Below are 23,000 nucleotides of genomic sequence, written 5' to 3' on the forward strand. Positions count from 1 at the left end.
TATAATTTAGAGATTAACCTTTTGCTTTTTCTATGATTTCTTCAGAAATATTAGAAGGACATTGTTCATAATGTGAAAATTCCATTGAAGATGATGCCCTACCTGAAGATAATGTTCTTAAAGTAGTTACATACCCAAACATTTCTGATAATGGAACATTTGCTTTTACAACTTTTGCGCCAGCTCTATCATCCATTGCATTCACTTGCCCTCTTCTCCTATTTAAATCACCAACAATGTCACCCATATTTTCTTCTGGAGTAACAACGTCAATTTTCATTATTGGCTCAAGAATAACAGCTTTTGCAGCTTTTGCAGCGGCTTTATACCCCATTTTTGCAGCTAACTCAAATGATAATTGATCTGAATCCACAGCATGGAAAGAACCATCATATAAAGTAACCTTTAAGCTATCCATTTCATATCCTGCTAAAGGTCCATTTTTCATAGCTTCTTTAAATCCTTTTTCTACAGAAGGAATGAATTCCTTAGGAACATTCCCACCTTTAATTTCATTTACAAAAACTAAACCGGTTTCGCCTTCTGCTGCAGGTTCTAAAATAAATTTAATATCAGCAAATTTACCACGTCCACCTGATTGTTTTTTATAAACTTCACGGTGATCAGCTTTCATTGTTACCGCTTCTTTATATTCTACCTGTGGTTGACCTTCGTTTACTTCAACTTTAAACTCTCGCTTTAAACGATCAACAATAATCTCTAAGTGTAACTCACCCATTCCTGAGATAATTGTTTGACCAGATGCTTCATCCGTTTTAACAGTAAATGTTGGATCTTCTTCAGCAAGCTTACTTAAAGCCATACCTAACTTATCAACATCAGCTTTCGTTTTAGGCTCAACAGCAATACCAATTACAGGATCTGGAAAATCCATAGATTCTAAAACTATTGGATGTTTCTCATCACACATTGTATCACCAGTTTTGATGTCTTTAAACCCAACACCAGCACCAATATCACCAGCCTCGATATAATCAATTGCATTTTGCTTACTTGCGTGCATTTGATAAATACGTGAAATACGTTCTTTTTTACCAGAACGGCTATTTAATATATAAGAACCAGCATCTAAACGACCAGAGTATGCTCTAAAAAAAGCTAAACGACCAACATAAGGGTCTGTAGCAATTTTAAACGCTAAGGCTGCAAAAGGTTCCTTTACATTTGGCTTACGAATTTCTTCTTTTTCAGTATTTGGGTTTATTCCTATAACTCCCTCCTTATCAGTTGGTGAAGGCAAATATCTACAAACTGCATCCAATAAAAATTGAACTCCTTTATTTTTAAAAGCAGAACCACATACCATTGGAATAATAGACATATCCATTACCGCAGCACGCAATGCAGCGTGAATCTCATCTTCAGTAATAGAATCTTCATCTTCCATGTATTTTTCTAAAAGAGCTTCATCATAAGCAGCAACTTCTTCAATCAGTTTACCTCTTAATTCGTGAGCCTCTTCCTGTAATTCTTCTGGAATATCAACAACATCAAATGTAGCTCCCATTGTATGATCGTGAAAAATAATTGCACGATTTTTAACCAAATCTACAATACCTTTAAATTCATCTTCATCTCCAATATTAATAACAATAGGTACTGCATTAGAACCTAACATTTCTTTAACTTGTTGACAAACATTTAAAAAGTTTGCTCCTTGGCGATCCATTTTATTAACGAAACCAATTCTAGGAACTTTGTAGTTATCTGCTAATCTCCAGTTAGTTTCCGATTGTGGTTCAACACCATCTACTGCACTAAATAAGAAAACCAACCCATCCAAAACACGTAAGGAACGATTTACTTCAACAGTAAAATCAACGTGACCCGGAGTATCAATTATATTAAAGTGATATCCTTTTGCATCACTTGTTGGTTGTCCATTTTCAGTTGGAAATTGCCATTCACAAGTAGTTGCAGCAGAAGTAATTGTAATACCTCTTTCCTGCTCTTGCTCCATCCAGTCCATAGTTGCTGCACCATCATGTACTTCACCTATTTTATGTGAAACTCCCGTATAATAAAGAATACGCTCTGTACATGTAGTTTTACCAGCATCAATATGCGCTGCAATTCCAATATTTCTTGTATATTTTAAATCTCTTGCCATCTTCTATTTATTAAAATCTAAGGTGAGAGAATGCTTTGTTAGCATCAGCCATTTTGTGAACATCAACTCTTTTCTTAACTGCAGCACCTTCTTCTTTTGCAGCAGCTAAAACTTCAGCAGCTAAACGCTGAGCCATTGATTTTTCATTACGTTTTCTTGAATAAGAAATCAACCATTTAATAGCCATAGACACTTTACGGTCTGGTCTAATTTGCATTGGAATTTGAAAAGTAGCTCCACCAACACGACGGCTACGAACTTCTACTTGAGGCATTACATTACTTAATGCATCTTTCCAAATCTCTAATGATGATTTTTCTTCATCTTGTTTCTTTTGTTCTACGATATCTAAAGCATCGTAAAAAACTTTAAAAGCTACAGATTTTTTACCATCCCACATTAAGTTATTCACAAAACGTGTTACTAACTGATCGTTAAACTTTGGATCTGGTAAAAGAACTCTTTTTTTCGCCTTTCTTTTTCTCATGTCTTTACATTAAAGTTTTTAAATTACTTTTTAGGTGCTTTTGTACCATATTTAGAGCGACGTTGTGTTCTTCCGTCAACACCTGCAGTATCTAATGCTCCACGCACTATATGATACCTAACTCCTGGTAAATCTTTAACCCTTCCACCTCTAACTAATACTATCGAGTGCTCTTGTAAATTATGTCCTTCTCCTGGAATGTAAGCATTTACTTCATTACCATTTGTTAACCTAACCCTTGCTACTTTACGCATAGCTGAATTCGGTTTTTTTGGTGTTGTAGTGTAAACACGTGTACATACCCCTCTACGTTGAGGACATGAATTTAAAGCAGCCGATTTACTCTTCTTAGTTATTTTGGTTCTTCCTTTTCGTACTAATTGCGAAATTGTTGGCATACTAAAATATTATTATTTATTATTTTTATTCTCTTAGCTTATTTCTAAGAGTGCGCAAATGTACAAATAATTTCTTGTTAATCAAATATGTGTATATTTTATTTTTACTATTTGTTTTTACAGATATTTATAATGTATATTCACACTATAATTTTGAATGATTTGAAACCTAGTTTAAAGTTTACGTTATTACTACTTTCTTTTGTTTTATCTTGTATAAATAGCTATTCTCAAAACTTTGAGTTAAAAATTTATTCTAAAGACAGTATTAACAAATCTGTTATAGATACTATTGCTTACAAAACCTTGCATTTAAATAAAAAAAGTGTTTATAATGAAATAGACTCTGTATCAAATATTCTTTCTTTAAAAGGGTTTATAAATAATAGTTTCATTTTAGAAGAAAAAGATTCTTTAATTTTTTGTTCATTTAATTTAAACAGAAGAATAGATATTATTAGATTGTATTTTAATGATATTAACTTAGAAGAAAGCTTTCTTAAAACAATTTCAAAAAACATTCAAAAAAATTATTTTGAAATCCCAACTTCAAAAATTCAACTAACATTAAAACTTATTTCGTCCTATATAGAAAGTAAAGGTTATTCTTTCGTAAAAGTGTCCTTAAACAAATTATCACTTTCAAATAATATTATTACAGCCAAGCTTAATATAGATTTATCAAATAGAAGAACTGTTGATAAAGTAATAATAAAAGGTTATACCGATTTCCCTAAAAAATACCTAACAAGATATTTAGGCTTAAAAGAAAATACCATTTTTAAAACTAACCTATTAAAAGAAACTCAGGAAAATTTAAACACCATACCATTTATTACTCAAATAAAAAATCCGGAAGTCTTATTTACAAAAGACTCTACAACATTGTATTTATATTTGAAAAAGAAATCAATAAGTCAATTTGATGGTGTTATTGGTTTTTCAAATTCAAAAAATGATAATACATTAAAAGTTAATGGGTATATAAATTTATTTTTAAATAATATTTTTAACACTGGAGAAAGCATCCGCTTAAATTGGATAAACAATGGTAACGAAAAAACAACCTTAAATTTAAATGTTATTACACCATATATATATAGGAGTAAAATTAGCACAAGTGGTAGCTTTAATATTTACAAGCAGGATTCTTCTTATATTAATACAACAACTGAACTAAAAATAAAGTTCAATATGGATAGAAATCAATCTATCGGTAGTATATTTAATATTGAAAATTCAAATATTTCATCAACTTTAAACATCAATAATTTTCAATCATTTAAAAAAACTCTTTTTGGTCTTTCATATAATTACAGGCCTTTAATTTTAGAAGACAAAAATCATTTTTCTTTAGAAGTAGAATACTTAACTGGAAAAAAAAATACTAACCATCTAAAAAACAATAATAATAAAGCATATTTTTTTGTTCAATATTTATTCCATTTAAACCCTAAGAATAAAATTTTATTTAAAAGTACAGCCGAATTAATTAATACATCTGAAATTTCAGAAAATGAATTGTACAGAATAGGTGGCATAAATTCAATAAGAGGTTTTGAAGATCAAAGCATACTTGCTTCAAAATATACGGTAACTAACATTGAATATCAATTTCATACAAACGAAACAAATTATTTATACACAATTACTGACTTTGCTTATACCAATAACAACTATATAAAATCTTCAAATAATTTAATCGGTATAGGTTTAGGATATAATTTTAAAAATCAAAATACTAATATCAACATTAGTTACGCTTTAGGCAAAACAAAGATGGAAGTATTTAAATTTAATAATGCTAAACTTCATATAAAAGTTTCATATTATTTTTAAGAAAAGTTAAAGCATAAATATTATAATTTATAAACAACAACTAATATTAAAGTTATATATTAAAATATTGAATATTTTTTTATCTTTATATTTACTATACACAACCTTTCCTTTTGTATATAAGTCCTATTTTAACACATTATTAGAGCTTTTTAACATATTTTAAGATTTTAACACGAAAAAGTTTGGAATATTAACAAATTATTAAGATTTTTGGAACAATTAATTCAAATAATTATATAATGAAAACAAAGTTTAATGGTTTATTAACGCTAATATTAGCGTTGTTAGTGCAAATTACATTTGCGCAAGAGAAAACTGTTACAGGTAAAGTTTCCGATGCAAGCGGTCCATTACCAGGTGTAACAGTTGTAGTTAAAGGTACAAATACAGGTACACAAACCGATTTTGACGGTAATTATTCAATTAATGCTGCTACAGGTGCTGTTTTACAATACAGTTACCTTGGAATGCAAGATATTGAAAAAACAGTTGGTGCTTCTAACGTCATTAATGTCGTTATGAAAGAAAGTGCAGAGGCACTTGAAGAGGTTGTTGTAACTGCAGTTGGTATCAGTAGAAATGAAAAAGAATTAGGATACAATGTCCAATCTGTTGCTGCTGAAGATATCAATACAAGACCAAATGCTGATATTGTAAATTCATTAGCAGGTGCAACTTCTGGTGTACAAATTGTAAGTTCAGCTGGTGATGCTGGAGCTTCTACATTTATTACCATTAGGGGTTCCGCTTCTATTACAGGTAACAACCAACCATTATTTATTGTAAATGGTATGCCAATTATTTCTGGAGGTGGAAGCAGTGGTGTTGGTGGTGTTAACACTTCAAGTAGATCTATTGATATTAACCCTGATGATATTGAATCTCTTTCAGTATTAAAAGGTGGTGCTGCAACAGCACTTTATGGTGTACGTGCTGCGAATGGTGCAATTATTATTACTACAAAAAGTGGTAAAAACTTATCTAGCAAAAAAATTGAATTCCATACATCTTATGGAATTGATGAAGTTTCTCAACTTCCAGGTATGCAAAATACATATGCACAAGGAAATAACGGAGGTTGGATAGGTGGTTTTCAACGTTCTTGGGGTCCAAAAATTTCCGATTTAGAATATGATGGTGATGAAACTTACAAATGGGATCCAAATGGAAAATTAGTTCCTAAAGGAACAGGAAACGGTAATCCTGCTGTAGCTTACAATCCTTATGACTTTTTCCAAACTGGAACAGTAACTAATAACCGATTAAGTATTAGTAATGGTAGTGATACTGGAAGTTTTTTCTTCTCTATTTCAAATCTTGATCAAGAAGGAATTATTCCAAACAATCAATATGGAAGAACAACTGTAAGATTAAATGCTACTACTAAAGTTTCTGATAATATTAGTTTTGGTGCAGATTTAGCTTATACAAATTCTAGAGCCGTACAAATTCAAAAAGGTTCAAACGTTTCTGGTATTATGCTAGGTCTTTTAAGAACTCCTCCAACATTTGATAATAGTGCTGGATATGAATTCCCTGACGGAACACAAAGAAATTACCGTAATGGTGGTGGATATGACAATCCATATTGGACAGCGAACAATATAGCATTTGATGAAGATGTAAACAGATTCACAGGTAGTGTTAATTTCAATGTAAAATTTAATGACTTCTTTAATATTAGTTATAATGGTGGACTTGACTGGTATAACAGACGTTATATAGACCAATTTAAAATTGGATCTAGAGGTGCACCTACTGGGTATTTAGGAGAATATATGTATTATACAGGAATATTTAACTCAGATCTTTTATTTAATTTCCAAAAAGATATTACTGAAGATTTTAATGCTAAATTATCACTTGGTAACAACTTCTATTCTACATTTGGAAAATCTTTATTTGGAGATGCTGATGGTTTAGAAATTCCTGATTTCTACCAATTAAGTAATACCAGTACAAATACTACCTCAAGTGGTGAAAGTCAATTTAGAACAATGGCAGTATTTGCAGATTTACAATTAGGCTATAAAAATATGTTATTCTTAGGTTTAACAGGAAGAAATGACTGGTCAACTACAATGCCAGAAAATAATGATTCTGCATTTTACCCATCTGCAAGCTTAGGTTTTGTATTTACAGAATTAGAAGCATTTGATGATATTGACTTTTTAAGTTTTGGTAAATTAAGAGCTTCTGCTGCGCGTACTGCAAACATTGCAGGACCTTACAATACATCAAGTTATTACTATGGTGCATCAACAGCAGACGGATGGACAAATGGAGTTAATTTCCCTTACAACGGTGAAACAGGTTTCCAAGTTGGAACAGGTTTAGGAAATCCAGATCTAAAACATGAAACTCAAGATTCTTGGGAGATTGGTACAGATTTAAGATTATTCCAAAATAAATTAGGTATCGACTTTACTTATTTTGAAAATAAAAACTCTGATTTATTAATGTCAGTTCCTATTGCTTCTTCAACTGGATTTTCTTCAGTATTTTTAAATGCTGCATCAATGGAATCTAAAGGTATTGAAATTAGTGTTAATGCTACACCAATTAAAACTGAAAACTTCAAATGGGATATTACAGCTAACTATACGCAATTTACAAATATTGTAACTGCATTAGCTGAAGGTGTTGAAAACGTATTTTTAGGTGGTTTTACAGTTCCTCAAGTACGTGCAGTTGTTGGACAAGAATACAGAAGTATTTTTGGTAATGATTGGTATAGAGATGCTAATGGTAGAATTTTAATTAATGATGATCCAACTGATTCTTACAGAGATGGTTATCCAATGCCAAATGATGCACAAGGTATGGTTCCAATTGGAGATTTTAATGCTGATTGGACTGCAAACATAACAAATACAGTTTCTTACAAAAACTTTACATTATCAGCATTGCTAGATATTAAAGCAGGTGGTATGATGTATAATGGTACTGCATTTGCAATGAATTACATGGGTACATCTAAAAGAACAGAAAATAGAGAAGTATATTATACTCCAGAAGGAACAATCGATTTTGATTTAACTCCTGCAGAAAATATTGTTGTAATGGACGGTGTTTATGGTCACGTTGATGCAAATGGTAATGGTGTTTCTAGTGGTGTTGAAAATGTTACTCCGGTAGTACAGGATGAAGATTGGTTTGAAGGTAATGGTAGTAATTTTGGAGGTGGACCTTCTGTTGCTGCTATGGAACCTGCGGATTGGGTAAGATTAAGAAATATTACTTTATCTTATGACATCCCTAAATTCTCAGAAGTAGTAAAAGAAGCTCAAATATATTTTACTGGTAAAAATTTATGGATAAGCACTCCATACAGTGGTGTTGACCCAGAAACAAATTTAGGTGGAGCAACTAATGGACAAGGAATGGATTATTTCAATAACCCAGGTACAAAATCTTACTTGTTAGGTCTTAAAGTAACATTTTAATTAATAAAAATTCAATCATGAGAAATATAAAAATATTTAATATAAAAAGTTTAGTATTAGTGTTCTCACTAATGCTAATGGGAACTTCTTGTTCTGAGTGGATTGACCACGACTTAAATACAGATCCAGATGCCCCTGCAGATGTTCCTATGAACTTGCTTTTACCAGCAATTCAACAATCTATGGGATATAATTTAGTTGGTAACAATACCGTTAGAACAAACAATATCTGGATGCAACAATTTGATGGTACAGACCGTCAATCATTTACAGAAGCTCGATATGCTCTTAAACCTTCTGATGTAAATAATCCTTGGGGATCTATTTATACTGAAATGTTAATGAATACTAAATTATTAATTAATAAATCAAAAGCTGAAGGTAAAGAATCTCCTCATTATGAGGGAGTTGGTCAAGTTATGGTTGCTACAACTTTAGGAATAGCTACAGACCTATGGGGTGATATGCCTTTTAGTAAGGCGTTTAAAGGAACTGAAAACGTTTTACACCCAGCATATGATTCTCAAGAAAAAATCTATGATACCATTTTCACTATTTTAGATGATGCAATTGTAAATTTAAGTAGCACTAGTAATGTACTTGATGTATCAGGAGATGTAATATATGGTGGAAATGTTAGCAAATGGAAAAAAGCTGCTGCATCTATTAAAGCAAGACATGCTTTGCAACTTTCTGAAAAAAATGGAAGTGCTGCATATACACAAGCTTTAGCAGCTGTAGCTAATGGATTTACTTCAAATGCAGATGATATGTTAGTTCCTTGGGAAACTGCTAATAAAAATCCTATTTTCCAATTTATGGAACAAAGAGGTGATATTAGAATGGGAGCAACTTTAGTAAACATGTTGGCCGCAAATGATGATCCAAGATTACCTTTCTATGCCGCAAAAGATGGTGATGGTAATTATACTGGAAGTGAGGCAGGAAGTGAAAATACTGCTGCATCGCAACCGGGTTCTTATAATGCTGGCGCTGATGCTCCATCTGTATTAATGAGTTATTCAGAACTTAAATTTATTGAAGCTGAAGCTAAATTAATGTTAGGACAATCAGGCGCTCAAGAAGCTTACGAAGCTGCTGTTGCAGCATCAGTATTAAGAGTTACTGGTAGTGCTAATACTGCTTGGTTAGATGCTAACATAAATGGTGTAACTGCTACTTTAGAAGATATTATTGTTCAAAAATATATTGCAGGCTATTCTACAAATCAGCCGTATGCAGATTATAGAAGAACTGGATATCCTAACTTAAGTTTGGCAAATGGTGCTGTTACTGGCTCAATTCCTTCTAGATTCCCTTATGCACAAAGTGAACTAGATTATAATACTGAAAATGTACCATCTGTTGTTATTACAGATAAAGTATGGTGGGATCAATAATCTTTAAAAATTATAAAAAATGAAAAAAATATTAAAATATATTACATTCATGGCAGCAGCTGTTTTAGCTACTGTTTCATGTAACTATGATGACACGAATTTTGACCTGCTGCATAAAGATGTTGATTTAAATGCAACATATTATGTTCAATTTGATAATAACACTTTAGACGCTCAAGTAGGCAGAGATGAAAATGGGAATCCTATAAATGTGCAATCAACTATCCTAGTTACACTAATGGGATTACCTCAATCTCAGGATATAACTGCAACTATTTCACATAATTCAGCCAGTACTATGACATCAGACATGTACAGTTTATCAACAACTAGTGTTACAATTCCAGCAGGGAAGACTAGTGCGTCATTTGATTTTAGCACTATTGGTCAAAATATGCCAGAATGTGAATCTGTTAATTTAATTCTAGATTTGAATGCAGGTGACAATGTAACATCTAGCGATAATGGAAGCAAAGTTAATTTCAATATAAGAAAGATTTCTCCTTCTCCATTAGCAAACGGTGTTTCTGATCTTGCAGGTACTTGGGCAATAGGCGAAAGTTATACCAATGGTACTTATTATGATGAAGCTAGTTTTGGTGCTACATGGGACGGAACTAAATTGGTCGCTTCAGGTTTAGGTCAAGCTATGATTGATCTTTTCTGGGGTGAACCAGTTGTAGCTGGTGGTGATTTTGACATGATTGTTTCAGAAGATGGAACAGTTACTATTCCAAGACAATATATTTACACTACAATATATGCTGGTGCTAATTATGATTATGAAATTGAAGGCTCAGGTACTTGGGTTTCTCTTTGTGGTGAACCTCCTGTAATGAAGATCCAATATGATATTTATTATCCTGGTGACGCAGTTGGGCTTGCTGAGACATATGCTGGGTATTTTGGCGCCTCATATTTTGGTGGTGTTTTTACCTTAAAATAAATAATAAATTATAAGATTTTTAAACCACCGCAATTGCGGTGGTTTTTTTTTCTAAAAAACACTATCTATTTATAATGCCATTTAATTTTGTTTTTTGTGTTTTTTTTACGCAACTAAATATAACATTTAGAATCTAAAGATTAATTAACCTTTTTATGTGTTAAATATTTCTATAAAAAAATATATTAGCATACTTTTGAGGTTTTTAAAAATTTAATCTAAACAATTATACAATGAAAACAAAGTTAAATGGAATTTTAACGCTGATATTTGCGTTATTAGTGCAGATATCTTTTGCACAAGAAAAAACGATTTCAGGTACTGTAACAGATGATGGAGGTCCATTGCCTGGGGTAAATGTTATTGTCAAAGGTACTTCTAATGGTACACAAACAGATTTTGATGGAAATTATACCATTAAAGCAAATGTTGGAGATGCTCTAGTCTTTAGCTATGTGGGTATGAATACTCAAGAAAAAACCATAGGTGCTTCTAACACTATCAATGTAATACTAACAGGTTCTAACCTATTGGAAGAAGTTGTTGTTGTTGGTTATGGTACAAGTACAAAACAAGCTTTTACTGGATCAGCTATAACAGTTAAATCTGAAAACATAGAAGCAAAATCAGTATCAAACATTTCACAAGCATTAGCTGGTGAAGTTGCTGGTGTAAATGTTGTTAATGGTTCTGGGCAACCTGGTAGTGCAGCAACAATCAGAATTAGAGGTTTTGGAACCATAAATGGTAACAGTGATCCTTTATATGTTGTTGATGGTGTGCCATATCTTAACAGTATCAGTAACATAAACCCTGCAGATATTGAATCTACAACCGTATTAAAAGATGCAACTGCAACTTCAATTTATGGTTCTAGAGGTGCAAATGGGGTAATTGTTATTACAACTAAAAAAGGTAGGAGTGGAGTTTCTAGTGTTAATGTTGAAGTAAAAACAGGTACAAACATGAGACTTTTACCTGCTTATGAAGTAATTACATCTCAAGAAGAATATATTGGCCTATCTTGGGAAGCATTAAAAAACACTGGAGATTTTTTAGGAGTAGCAAATCCTGATACTTACGCAAATGATAATTTATTCTCTGGAGCTGGTATTCACCCAGATTATAATATGTGGAATATAACAAATGTTAGCGATTTAATTGACCCAGCAACAGGTCAAGTTAGATCAGGAGTTACAAGAAAATATACTCCAGAAGACTGGTCTGATTATGGATTTCAAAATTCAAATAGAACAGAAGCTAATTTAAGTATGAGTGGTGGTAATGAAAATACAACCTATTTTTCTTCTTTTGGTTATTTAAATGATGTAGGATACTTAGTGAATTCTGATTTTAAACGTTATTCAACAAGGTTAAACGTAACTCATAATCCAACTGAATGGTTAGAAGCAAATGCTAATATTGATTATTCTTATGCAACCCAAACAACAAATGGACAATCTGCAGACTCAGGAAGTATATTTTGGTATACTGATAATATTCCTTCAATTTACCCATTATTCTTACGTGATGCATCAGGTGCTATTGTAGAAGACCCTTATTATGGAGGTAATCAATATGACTATGGACAAAATAGAGGTTTTGGAGGATTAACAAATGCAATAGCGGATGCTAATTTTGATTTAAGTGAAAACTTACGTCACTCTGTAAATGGTAATTTTTCTTTTAAAATTAATTTTACTGAAGAACTAACTTTTACTGCAAAGTATGGTGCAAACTATTACAGTTATATGGCTAATAGTATAAACAATCCATTCTATGGTTCTGCAGCTGGTCAAGGAGGTAGTTTATTTAAACAACAAAGACAAGCTCTAACTCAAAACTTTTTACAAATGTTTAATTTCAATAAAAGTTTTGGAGATCATAACATATCAGCGTTATTAGCTCACGAGTCAAATGAGTGGAAAAGAGATCGTACCTATATTAGTAAGAATACTGTTGTAAATTTAATGAACGGTTTAGATAACCCTTCTAATTATATTAATAATGGTAGTGATCCTTCAGGATATACAGAAGAAACTGGATTAGAAAGTTATTTTGCCCAAGCTAATTACAACTATTTAGACAAGTACTATTTTTCAGGTACAATTAGAAGAGATGGTAGTTCTAGGTTTGCAACAGACAAATGGGGTACTTTCTGGTCTGCAGGAGCATCTTGGATTATGAGTAAAGAAGATTTTTTAGCTAATACTGATTTTATAAACTACCTAAAACTAAAAGCTAGTTATGGTATTCAAGGAGATCAAGCTGGTGTAGATTTTTACTCTGGACAAAATGGATATGACATAGATAATTTAGATGGTAACATATCTTTAATTGTTAGAGCTAGAGAAAATGCAAATTTAACATGGGAAGCAAGTAAAATGTATCAAGTAGGTACAGAATTTAGATTATTTGATGAAATAATAGATGGTTCTCTTGATTATTATATTAAAGATACTGAAGACTTAATATTTAGTGTACGTGTACCAATTTCTACTGGTGATGCAATTGATACCACAAATGATGGTTCTATTGTAAATAGAGGTTTCGAATTTGATTTAACTGGACACATCATTAATAAAGAAAACTATAAATTAGACTTATCTGTTAATGGAGAGATGTTAGATAATGAGATTACAAAAATGCCTTTTGATGCTCCTGAAGGAAGAGATAAAATTATTGACATTTTAGGAAACTTTGGTAGAGCAGAAGGACATAGTAGATATGACTATTATATGCCAGTATGGTTAGGTGTAAATGCTGCAAATGGAGACCCAATTTGGGAAACAAATTATGTTGATGCTAATTCAAATGGTGCATTTGATTCTGGTGAAGAGATACAAGATTTATATGAATATGTAGTTAGAAACCCAGAAACAGAGATAAAGCAAGGTGTTACAAGTGTATATCAAGAAGCAACAAATAAATTCGTAGGTAAATCAGCAATTCCTAAAGTTAGAGGTGCGTTTAGATTATCTGCTAAAATATTTGACTTCGACATAAGCTCTCAATTTGCTTATAGTTTAGGAGGATATGGATATGATGGTAACTATGCAAGTGTATTAGATAATGGACAGTCAGGTAGTAACAACTATCATATTGACATTACTAGTAGATGGCAAAATCCTGGAGACATTACAAATGTTCCAAGATTATATAGTAATCAGAATGTAAATGTTAACCGTTTATCTACTCGTTTTTTAACAAAATCTGATTTTTTAGCTTTAAATAATGTAAGGGTTGGTTATACTATACCGTCAAAACTTTTAAATAATACAGGCATTTCAAATTTAAATATATGGGCAGCAGCAGATAATCTGTTTCTTTTAAGTGCTAGAAAAGGTTTTAATCCTGCAACATCTTTAGTTGGGTCTTCTGCAAGATACTTATATAATCCTTTGTCTACATTTACACTTGGTGTTAATATAAAAATTTAAATAATTTAAAAAATAAAACAATGAAAATTAATTTATTAAAAATAGTATTTACTCTTGCAGTATTTGCAACATTTATTAGTTGTGAAAAAGAGTTTTTAGATACAAGCCCAACATCATTTATTAATTTAGATGATACTGGAGCTTCAGGAGAATTAAACCCTGAAATATTAGACGCAACTTTAAACGGTGTTTATTCAATGATGATCAATACTGGAACTGGTGGAACCACTTCCCATGAAGATTTTGGTCAAAAAGGATATGATATATTTACAGATTTTTTATCTGGAGATTTGGCTTTAACAGCAAATAACTATAACAGGTATGGTGATTTTGCGAATTTATTAGCTACTGTTGATTATACTGACAATGATAACTATACTCCTTGGAGATATTATTATAGAGTAATAAGATCTTCAAACCTAGTTATCAAGTCTTTAGGAGGTAATGATGTAGTACCTGAATCTATCAGTGGAAAACATTCATTAGGTCAAGCAAAAGCGCTAAGAGCTTACGCGTACTTTTACTTAACACAACTTTATGCTCCAGAATATGAAGCTAGTGCAACAGTTTTACCTTTGTATAAAGATGCTGACGATCCAATTCAAGCTCAGGCAACTATGCAAGAAGTATATGATTTTATGATAGAAGACTTATCTTCAGCAATTACATTATTAGATGGTTTTACTAGAACAAGTAAAACAAATATTAACGAAGATGTTGCAAAAGCATTATTGGCTTATGTGTACGCTTCAAAAGACGAGAGCGCATCAAACTTATTAGCTAAAGGTTTAGCTGACCAAGTTATTGCTTCTGGTTATCCATTAATGTCAAGCAGTGAAGTAGTTGGTGGATTTAATAGTCTTTCAACTCCAGGTTGGATCTGGGGATTTGATCTTACATTAGCTAATGGATTAGATTTAATTTCTTGGTGGGGACAAATGGATGTATTTACTTACAGTTATCAATGGGCTGGAGATAAAAAAGGTATTGATGATGGTTTATATGCTAAAATAGATGCTAATGACATTAGAAAAACTCAATTTGATCCTGCTAATAACCTACAACCACGTAACAAATTTTATAATGCAGCAAGACAAATTGGTGGTCAAAGAAACATCGAAGATGACTATATTTATATGAGAGTTGCTGAAATGTACCTTTTATCTGCTGAAATGGCTGCAAAAGAAAACCAAGATGGAGATGCAAGAACACGCTTAAATCAATTACTATCTCAAAGGTTTTCTGACGCATCAGATTACGCTTATGTAAATGGACTTTCTGGTAGCGATTTGTTAAATGAAGTAATCCTTCAAACAAGAATTGAATTATGGGGTGAAGGAAAAAGTTATTTATCTATGAAGAGAAATAAACAAATGATGACTAGAGGTTCTAATCATGTATTTCATGCAGGTTTGTCTATTCCTTATTCAGACCCTAGATTAACTTATGAAATTCCTCGTGCAGAAATTCAAAATAATCCATATATTGATTAGACAGTTTAAAATAAAATGAGTAAGCTTATAAACTTTTATAAGCTTACTCTAATTAACAAAAAACATAAATTATGAAAAAATATATATATTTATTTTTAGCCTCAATAGCTATCATCTCTTTGTCATCTTGTGAAGAAGATTCCACAAAAGCTTTAGATACATCCTTCGCGTCTTTTGTATCTAATTCTATGGATATTGGTGTTGAAGCTGGATCAGAAACTTCAGCAGAAGTTAAAATTTATACAACTAACATTACTGGTTCTGACAGAATTATTCCAGTTATGGTTGTAGCTGAAAGTACTAATGCAGAAGCAGGTGCTTATACTGTTCCTTCAACAGTAACAATTCCTGGTGGTTCAAATGTTGGTTCACTTAATATTGATATAAAAGATGTTGGATTAAGTGAAGATAAAGTTTTAGTTTTAAGATTACAGTCTACTGATGATATTAGTACTGGAGAAGCTTTAACAATAGGTTTATCTCAGCTTTGCCCTAATAATGGTATTAAATTAAAAATTAGTCTTTCTTTTGATGATTGGCCAGAAGAAGCAGCTTGGAGAATTTTAGATTCTTCTGGTAGTACAGTTTTAGCAAGTGCTGATCCTTTTAATTATGGTGGTTATGCAGGTGCGTCTGAACCAGTATCGATTAAAGAGTGTTTATCTTCTGGAACATACACTATAGAAATTTATGATCAATATGGAGATGGTGGAACTAGCTATAACATAACAGCTAACGGTATTCTTGTATGGAGTTTAGAAGGAGATGCATATGAAGGAAGCACGAGTGGAACTTTTACAATTTAAATTATTGTATTTAAATTTAAAACCACCTCTATCGAGGTGGTTTTTTTATTCAAACAATATAGCTACATTTGCAGCATGGAAAACGAAATTTCAAAAATATTTGGACTAAGAGCTGTTATAGAAGCAATTAATTCAGGTAAAACAATTAGTAAGGTATACTTACAAAAAGGCTTAAGTGGTCCTTTATTTTCAGAATTAAATACACTTATAAAAAAACATAATATATCAACTAGTTATGTACCTGTTGAAAAATTAAATAGGTTTTCTAAAAATAATAATCATCAGGGTGTAGCTGCCCAAATATCACCAATAGACTTTATTGAACTGGATACTTTAATAGCTTCAACTTTAGAAAAAACTACTACTCCACTGTTTTTATTATTAGATCAAATATCTGATGTTAGAAATTTTGGTGCCATTATTAGAACTGCAGAATGTACAGGTGTTAATGGAATTATAATACAAAAACAAGGTAACGCCCCAATTAGCGCAGATACTATAAAAACTTCAGCTGGTGCTGCTTTTAAAATGCCTATTTGTAAAGTAGATCATATTAAAGATGCCATTTTTCAATTACAAGCAGAAGAAATTCAAATTGTTGCTGCAACAGAAAAAACTGAAAATTTAATTTATAATGTAAATTTATCACTGCCTACTGCAATTATTATGGGTTCTGAGGATAGAGGAATTAACCCTTCTATTTTAAAAATAGTTGACCAAAAAGCAAAACTTCCTTTGTTAGGGGAAATTGGATCTTTAAATGTTTCTGTTGCTTGTGGTGCTTTTTTATATGAAACAACACGACAAAGAATTGCTAAGAATTAGTTGAATCTAACTCATTCTCCTCTTCCGTTGGTGGATTATAATTGCCGTTTTCATCAAAAAGCTTTTCAAATTCTTCATTTTTAGTAAACTGAAACTTTTCAGGTTGAGGCCCCATTTTTCTGTATAAATAAGAAAAAATAAATCCAACTAAAAATCCTGATAAGTGACCTTCCCATGAAATCCTTTCTTCAGTAGGAAAAATATACCAAACCATTCCTCCATATAAAAAAACAACAATTAAAGATAACGCAGTTAACCTATAATATTTTCTAAAAATACCACTAAAAAAAATAAAACTAACTAACAAATACACAATACCACTTGCACCAATATGATACGATGGACGTGCAATTATCCAAGTTAAAAGTCCTGATAATAAGAGCCCATATATTAAAATTTTATTAGCTATTTCTCTATAGAAATAGTATAAGCTAACAAGCATAACAAATAAAGGAATGGAATTATTAAATAAGTGTTTTGTACTGCTATGAATAAATGGTGATAAAAAAATTCCTCTTAAACCAATAATACTTTTTGGATAAACCCCATATTTATTAAAATTATAACCAAATTTAATTTCAATAAAATAAATTAACCATAATAAAAAAATTATTAAAAGTGGTATTGTAAAGATTCTTCTTGAATACTTAAAATTTTGCTGATCCATCGTATCTTAAAATATCAAATATAAGTCCAAAAATTATTAATCTGAAATATTGACAGTAACAATAAAATAGCATTTATTAATTTATTATTTTTACCTAATGAATGAGCCATTAGCTGAAAGAATTCGTCCTAAAACTTTAGATGACTATATTAGTCAACAACATTTGGTTGGTGAAAATGGAGCTTTAACCCAGCACATTAAGCGTGGTATTATTCCATCTCTTATTTTTTGGGGTCCTCCAGGAATTGGAAAAACCACTCTTGCTAATATTATAGCTCAAGAATCAAAAAGACCATTTTACACCTTAAGTGCAATAAGTTCAGGTGTAAAAGATGTAAGAGATGTTATTTCCAAAGCCAAACAAAGTGGAGGCTTGTTTACTACTAAAAACCCAATTTTATTTATTGATGAAATTCATAGATTTAGTAAATCTCAACAAGATTCATTATTAGGTGCTGTAGAAAAAGGTTGGGTAACTTTAATTGGTGCAACAACTGAAAATCCAAGTTTTGAAGTTATTCCTGCCCTCCTATCTCGTTGTCAGGTTTACATTTTAAATTCATTTAGCAAAAGTGATTTGGAAGAATTATTGGAACGTGCATTGCATGAAGATTCTTTTATTTCAAAAAAGAAAATTGAAATACAAGAAACAGAAGCTTTGCTAAAAATTTCAGGAGGTGATGCCCGAAAATTATTAAATATTTTTGAATTGGTCGTTAATTCAGAAGATGAGCCAATTAAAATTACCAATGATTTAGTACTTTCTAAAATTCAAAAAAATTCAGTTTTATACGACAAAACCGGTGAACAACATTACGATATTATTTCAGCTTTTATAAAATCAATTAGAGGAAGTGATCCGAACGGTGCTGTGTACTGGCTTGCCCGAATGATTGAAGGTGGTGAAGATGCTAAATTTATTGCAAGACGTTTACTTATTTTAGCTTCTGAAGATATTGGTAATGCCAACCCAACAGCATTAATAATGGCCAATAACACCTTTCAGGCAGTAAACACTATTGGATTTCCAGAATCACGTATAATTTTAAGTCAGTGTGCAGTATATTTGGCAAGTTCACCTAAAAGTAATGCTAGTTATGAAGCAATTGGAAAAGCGCAGGCGTTAGTTAAAGAAACTGGAGATTTATCTGTTCCATTACATTTAAGAAATGCACCTACAAAACTTATGAAAGAATTAGATTATGGTAAAGAGTATAAATATGCTCATAACTATGAAAATAATTTTGCAGAACAAGAATTTTTACCCGATGAAATAAAAAACACTAAATTATTTGATCCAGGAAATAATCCGAGGGAGAATAGTTTAAGAGAATTTTTAAAAAATAGATGGAAAAGCAAGTATAATTATTAGTTGTTGATTTTTAGATTTTAGTAAAACCACATAAAATTAACAGTTTTGTACCCTTGCTACTTTACAACATTATTGCGTTATTCTTTTATACACTTTTATACCATTACCCATATCTATATTTAAATCTCCATCAGCGTTAATTTCTAATAATTGTGGTTGTTTAAACGCCAGCCATTTTATAATATAAATAGTTGGTTTTGAAGTTTTGTAAATAGTAGCAAATTCAAAATTTTCATCACCTCCTATAAAGGAATAATCATCTCCTTTTTTTACAATTTTACTTTTGCCCCAATTTTCTACATCATAATTTCCCTCAATAGTTTTTACAATTGATTGTGTTACTTTTTCATTAACATTTACAATTGGTTTTGAAATTATTTTCTTGTCTGTTTTTTTTGTTATTACAAGCTTATCAATTGGTTCTTTAGCTTCTTTTTCAACTAAAACTTCTTTTTTAGGCAACTCTTTTATGGCTTCTGCAACCTTATCCTTTTCAACTATATTTAGCTCCTTTTGCTCTACTGATTTTTTAATATTAGTTACAATTGGTGTTACACTTTTCTCTTCTAAAATTACTTCAGGTGAATATTTATAATCTAAAGCTTCAATATCTTTAAATGCCTTTCTAATGGCATCCTGAAAAGCTTTTTTATAATCTTTTATTTTTGATTTTGCTTCATTTGTTGAAAAAACTGTTTTGTTAAAGCAATCAACTAACTCAATGTTTAATTTTGTGCTAAGCATTCCTGAATTATTTTTCACAATTGCTGTTAATGCCGAGCATCGGTCTAAGGCCAAATCTTCAGGAAATAAATCGTCTATATACAGTGTTGTAAAACCTGCTCTTTCAAATAAAAATTTAGTTAACGAGTTTATTTGATAATTATCTGGAGATTTTTGAAACTCGTATTGTTTTGGTACTAAAATATATTTGTATGTATTGATACTATTTTGTGCAAAAACTTTTCCTAAAGTAATTACTAAAACACATATAATAATACTTATTTTTTTCATAATATTTTTTAAAGGAATTTTTTTATTTCGCTTAATAAATTTACAGATTTTATACTTTCTGAAACGGGCTCGTTATTAAAATTACAAAATATAACATCTAAACCAACATTTTTAGCTCCCATTATATCTGCCTCCCAATTATCTCCAATCATAACAGATTCGTTTGATAATGCGTTCGCCTTATTTAAGGCATAATTAAAAATATGAGGGTTTGGTTTTTTTACACCAGCTTCTTCCGAAGTTATAATTTTATCAAAATACTTAGTTAACCCAGAGTTTTCAATTTTTTTAAACTGAACTTCATTAAAACCATTGGTTATAATATGCATTTCATAATTTGGATGCAAATAATCTAAAATTTCAAAAGCACCTTCAAAAAGATAATTATTAGTTGGTAAATACTCAATATAATCAACTGACAAAAAATCAATCAGTTCGCTAGTTGCATTGTATTTTATTTTTGAAAATGTATCTTTTAATCTACCAACTCTTAATTCTTCTTTGGTAATTTTCTCATCACGGTACAATTTCCAATAATTTTGATTAATCCCTTTATAATAATTCAAAAATTTATTTACCTCAACTTTTACATTATGCTTTTTAAAAATGGTTGTAAAAGCTAAATCAGAATTTGTTTCAAAATCCCAAAGCGTATGATCTAAATCGAAAAAAATGTGTTTAATATTCATTCACTAAAAATATGAATATTATTAGTACTAAAAAACCTATTTTAGCATTTATATTTGGATAAGTAATTGGATAAAAAACTTCACATATTATTTTTAAGTGGATGGTATCCGTCTCGGGTATCTCCCAGCAATGGAGATTTTGTTCAAAGACATGCAGAAGCAGTTTCAACAAATTATAAAGTAACATTAATTCATGTTGTAACAGATAAAAATATCGTTCACGTTGAAAGTACTTTTAAAGTAATAAATAATGTTAAAACGAAAATTATTTATGTACCTAAAACCAAAAACCCTCTTTTTAAATTTTACTTATTTTTTAAAACTTATTTAAATGCTATTAACAGCATTGAAGATTTTCAATTAATTCACCTAAATATTGCATTTCCTAAAGGTATAATTGCGCTCTATTTAAAATGGTTTAAAAAGAAACCCTATATAATTTCTGAACATTGGAGTGGATACCAAGATCCCCAAAACAAATCCATTGTTTTTTTACAAAAAATGCTAACAAAAAAAATTGTTAAAAATGCTTCATTTGTTTGTCCTGTTTCCAAGCATTTACAAAAAGAAATGATAAGTTTTGGTTTAAAAGGGCACTATTATCCTATCCCAAATGTTGTTGATACTTCAAAATTTAATATTTCTGAGGCTATTTCTAAAAAATTCATTATTACACATGTTTCGGGAATGAATAATAAAATTAAAAATATTGATGGTATTCTTAACGTAATTTCTAAGTTAGAAGGTGAAATTCCAAATTTAGAATTTAATTTAATTGGTAATAACTCTAATAATTACTTATCAAAAATTAAACAATTAAATATTAAAAATGCCAATATTATTGGGCAAATTTCAAATATTGAAGTAGCTAATTATTTGAAAAACTCAAATCTATTTTTACTTTTTAGTAATTATGAAAATTTACCTTGTGTTATTTTAGAGGCATTTGCTTGTGGTGTGCCTGTTGTTTCAACAAATGTTGGAGGTATAAGTGAATATTTTCCAGAAAATTTCGGTTATTTAACAACTTCAAAAAATGAAATTGAATTAGAAAAAGCAATTTTAAAAATTTATAATCACAAACTTAATTTCAATAAGAAGCTAATGCACAATTATGCTGAAAACAACTTTGGTGTTAAAACAATTGCAAACTCATTTTCAAAAATATATTATAAGACGTTAAATGATTTTTGATACAAAAAATAATTTTCTTTCTCTATGCCAAAACTTTTATAAAAATCTGCAATTCCTTTAATTATTGAACCTTCAAAATCAATTATTAAATTAGAACCTGAAAATTGATAAATTATTTCATTTAAAAATGATGTTGGTAAACCTAAATCTTTTGAACTTTTAGAAGCTACTGGTAGTAAATTTGTAATTCGGTTATCATCTTTCAACCAAAGTAAACCAGCTATTAAATTTTTATCATGATATATTCCCCAAACTTGAATATTTTTATCATTAAAATCTAATAATGATTTTAATTTTAATAGTTGATTTGAATTTAATTTATAGTTTTTTTCAGCTTTTAAATAAAAATTAAAAAAATCATTCTTATTAATGTTTTTAACTATTTCAAATTTTGATTTTATTGCTTTCTTTAAATCTCTCTTTCTATTGTTATTAAATCCCTTATAAATCTCACCATATGACTTATTTAAAGGCAACACATAATTCACGCGTTCAGTTACATTTTTGTGTTTAAATTTATTTTCTGAATTAAACTGAATCGTAATTTTTTTAAACTTTTTTGGAATAGCTTTTATGAAATCCAAAACCAGTTTTTCAGAAATATGGGTTGAAGAAAAAATACCAAGTTGTTGAGTCCAAGCTGGAGGATATATATATTTAATGAAATATTTTCTTCGCCAAGGTAATGGCATTACAGCTTCATAATCGTTTAAAACCAATACATCCCAATTGTCTGCAACAATATTTAAATACCAACTAAAAGCATAAATACGTGAATTTGTAGATAATTCAATACAGGTATCATACTTTTTAATATCAATTTCATTATTCTTTAAGTATTGAATCATAC

General features: G+C 30.4%; 17 protein-coding genes. 10 read left to right on the top strand and 7 right to left on the bottom strand.

The window, feature by feature from the left end; translation table 11 throughout:
* Window positions 1-13 precede the first annotated feature (13 nt).
* From fusA to rpsL, 3 genes are read right to left on the bottom strand one after another with little or no spacing between them, the layout of a single operon-like run.
* Window positions 14-2,131 carry an elongation factor G gene (gene fusA / locus BX611_RS10185; RefSeq protein WP_115880861.1) on the bottom strand — a complete coding sequence of 706 codons (2,118 nt, stop codon included), beginning with the start codon at window positions 2,129-2,131 and terminating at the stop codon, window positions 14-16.
* A gap of 10 nt (window positions 2,132-2,141) precedes the next feature.
* Complete coding sequence (gene rpsG / locus BX611_RS10190; protein WP_089378519.1) at window positions 2,142-2,618, bottom strand: 30S ribosomal protein S7; 477 nt, start codon at window positions 2,616-2,618, stop codon at window positions 2,142-2,144.
* Window positions 2,619-2,641: 23 nt separating this feature from the next.
* Window positions 2,642-3,016 carry a 30S ribosomal protein S12 gene (gene rpsL / locus BX611_RS10195; protein ID WP_068206887.1) on the bottom strand — a complete coding sequence of 125 codons (375 nt, stop codon included), beginning with the start codon at window positions 3,014-3,016 and terminating at the stop codon, window positions 2,642-2,644.
* Between the two features lie 153 nt (window positions 3,017-3,169).
* On the opposite strand from rpsL, the gene BX611_RS10200 reads away from it, so the two are divergent.
* The 8 genes from BX611_RS10200 (at window position 3,170) to rlmB (ending at window position 17,214) form a co-directional block, all read left to right on the top strand.
* Window positions 3,170-4,855 carry a BamA/TamA family outer membrane protein gene (locus tag BX611_RS10200; RefSeq protein WP_162880015.1) on the top strand — a complete coding sequence of 562 codons (1,686 nt, stop codon included), beginning with the start codon at window positions 3,170-3,172 and terminating at the stop codon, window positions 4,853-4,855.
* A gap of 242 nt (window positions 4,856-5,097) precedes the next feature.
* Window positions 5,098-8,304 (top strand): SusC/RagA family TonB-linked outer membrane protein, encoded by a 3,207-nt coding sequence (locus tag BX611_RS10205; RefSeq protein ID WP_115880865.1) that lies wholly within the window; start codon window positions 5,098-5,100, stop codon window positions 8,302-8,304.
* A gap of 17 nt (window positions 8,305-8,321) precedes the next feature.
* Window positions 8,322-9,704 (top strand): SusD/RagB family nutrient-binding outer membrane lipoprotein, encoded by a 1,383-nt coding sequence (locus tag BX611_RS10210; protein WP_115880867.1) that lies wholly within the window; start codon window positions 8,322-8,324, stop codon window positions 9,702-9,704.
* A gap of 19 nt (window positions 9,705-9,723) precedes the next feature.
* Window positions 9,724-10,650, top strand: a complete 927-nt coding sequence (locus BX611_RS10215; RefSeq protein ID WP_115880868.1) for a DUF1735 domain-containing protein — start codon at window positions 9,724-9,726, stop codon at window positions 10,648-10,650.
* A gap of 233 nt (window positions 10,651-10,883) precedes the next feature.
* Window positions 10,884-14,090, top strand: coding sequence for a SusC/RagA family TonB-linked outer membrane protein (locus tag BX611_RS10220; RefSeq protein ID WP_115880870.1), 3,207 nt, complete (start codon window positions 10,884-10,886; stop codon window positions 14,088-14,090).
* A 20-nt stretch (window positions 14,091-14,110) separates the two neighbouring features.
* Window positions 14,111-15,583 carry a RagB/SusD family nutrient uptake outer membrane protein gene (locus BX611_RS10225; protein ID WP_115880872.1) on the top strand — a complete coding sequence of 491 codons (1,473 nt, stop codon included), beginning with the start codon at window positions 14,111-14,113 and terminating at the stop codon, window positions 15,581-15,583.
* Window positions 15,584-15,654: 71 nt separating this feature from the next.
* Window positions 15,655-16,389, top strand: a complete 735-nt coding sequence (locus tag BX611_RS10230) for a hypothetical protein (RefSeq protein WP_147296414.1) — start codon at window positions 15,655-15,657, stop codon at window positions 16,387-16,389.
* 75 nt (window positions 16,390-16,464) lie between these two features.
* Complete coding sequence (gene rlmB / locus BX611_RS10235) at window positions 16,465-17,214, top strand: 23S rRNA (guanosine(2251)-2'-O)-methyltransferase RlmB (protein ID WP_115880877.1); 750 nt, start codon at window positions 16,465-16,467, stop codon at window positions 17,212-17,214.
* On the opposite strand, the gene BX611_RS10240 is transcribed toward rlmB, so the two are convergent.
* Window positions 17,204-17,881 (bottom strand): rhomboid family intramembrane serine protease, encoded by a 678-nt coding sequence (locus tag BX611_RS10240; protein WP_115880879.1) that lies wholly within the window; start codon window positions 17,879-17,881, stop codon window positions 17,204-17,206. The two genes, rlmB and BX611_RS10240, sit on opposite strands and share 11 nt — an antisense overlap.
* A gap of 97 nt (window positions 17,882-17,978) precedes the next feature.
* Between BX611_RS10240 and BX611_RS10245 the strand changes: the two genes are divergently transcribed.
* Window positions 17,979-19,253: a replication-associated recombination protein A gene (locus BX611_RS10245; RefSeq protein WP_115880881.1), complete on the top strand. Its 1,275-nt coding sequence runs from the start codon at window positions 17,979-17,981 to the stop codon at window positions 19,251-19,253.
* A gap of 69 nt (window positions 19,254-19,322) precedes the next feature.
* Here the strand turns inward: BX611_RS10245 and BX611_RS10250 are convergent, their stop codons facing one another.
* Window positions 19,323-20,267, bottom strand: a complete 945-nt coding sequence (locus BX611_RS10250; RefSeq protein ID WP_115880883.1) for a hypothetical protein — start codon at window positions 20,265-20,267, stop codon at window positions 19,323-19,325.
* An 8-nt stretch (window positions 20,268-20,275) separates the two neighbouring features.
* Window positions 20,276-20,956: a YjjG family noncanonical pyrimidine nucleotidase gene (locus tag BX611_RS10255; RefSeq protein WP_115880885.1), complete on the bottom strand. Its 681-nt coding sequence runs from the start codon at window positions 20,954-20,956 to the stop codon at window positions 20,276-20,278.
* 66 nt (window positions 20,957-21,022) lie between these two features.
* Here BX611_RS10255 and BX611_RS10260 point away from each other — a divergent pair, with 66 nt between their 5' ends.
* Complete coding sequence (locus BX611_RS10260; protein ID WP_115880887.1) at window positions 21,023-22,150, top strand: glycosyltransferase; 1,128 nt, start codon at window positions 21,023-21,025, stop codon at window positions 22,148-22,150.
* Here the strand turns inward: BX611_RS10260 and BX611_RS10265 are convergent.
* Window positions 22,126-22,998 (bottom strand): hypothetical protein, encoded by an 873-nt coding sequence (locus BX611_RS10265; protein ID WP_115880889.1) that lies wholly within the window; start codon window positions 22,996-22,998, stop codon window positions 22,126-22,128. The genes BX611_RS10260 and BX611_RS10265 overlap by 25 nt on opposite strands.
* Window positions 22,999-23,000: the final 2 nt, after the last annotated feature.

Origin of the sequence: Lutibacter oceani, assembly GCF_003384935.1 — a bacterium.
Classification (GTDB): domain Bacteria; phylum Bacteroidota; class Bacteroidia; order Flavobacteriales; family Flavobacteriaceae; genus Lutibacter; species Lutibacter oceani.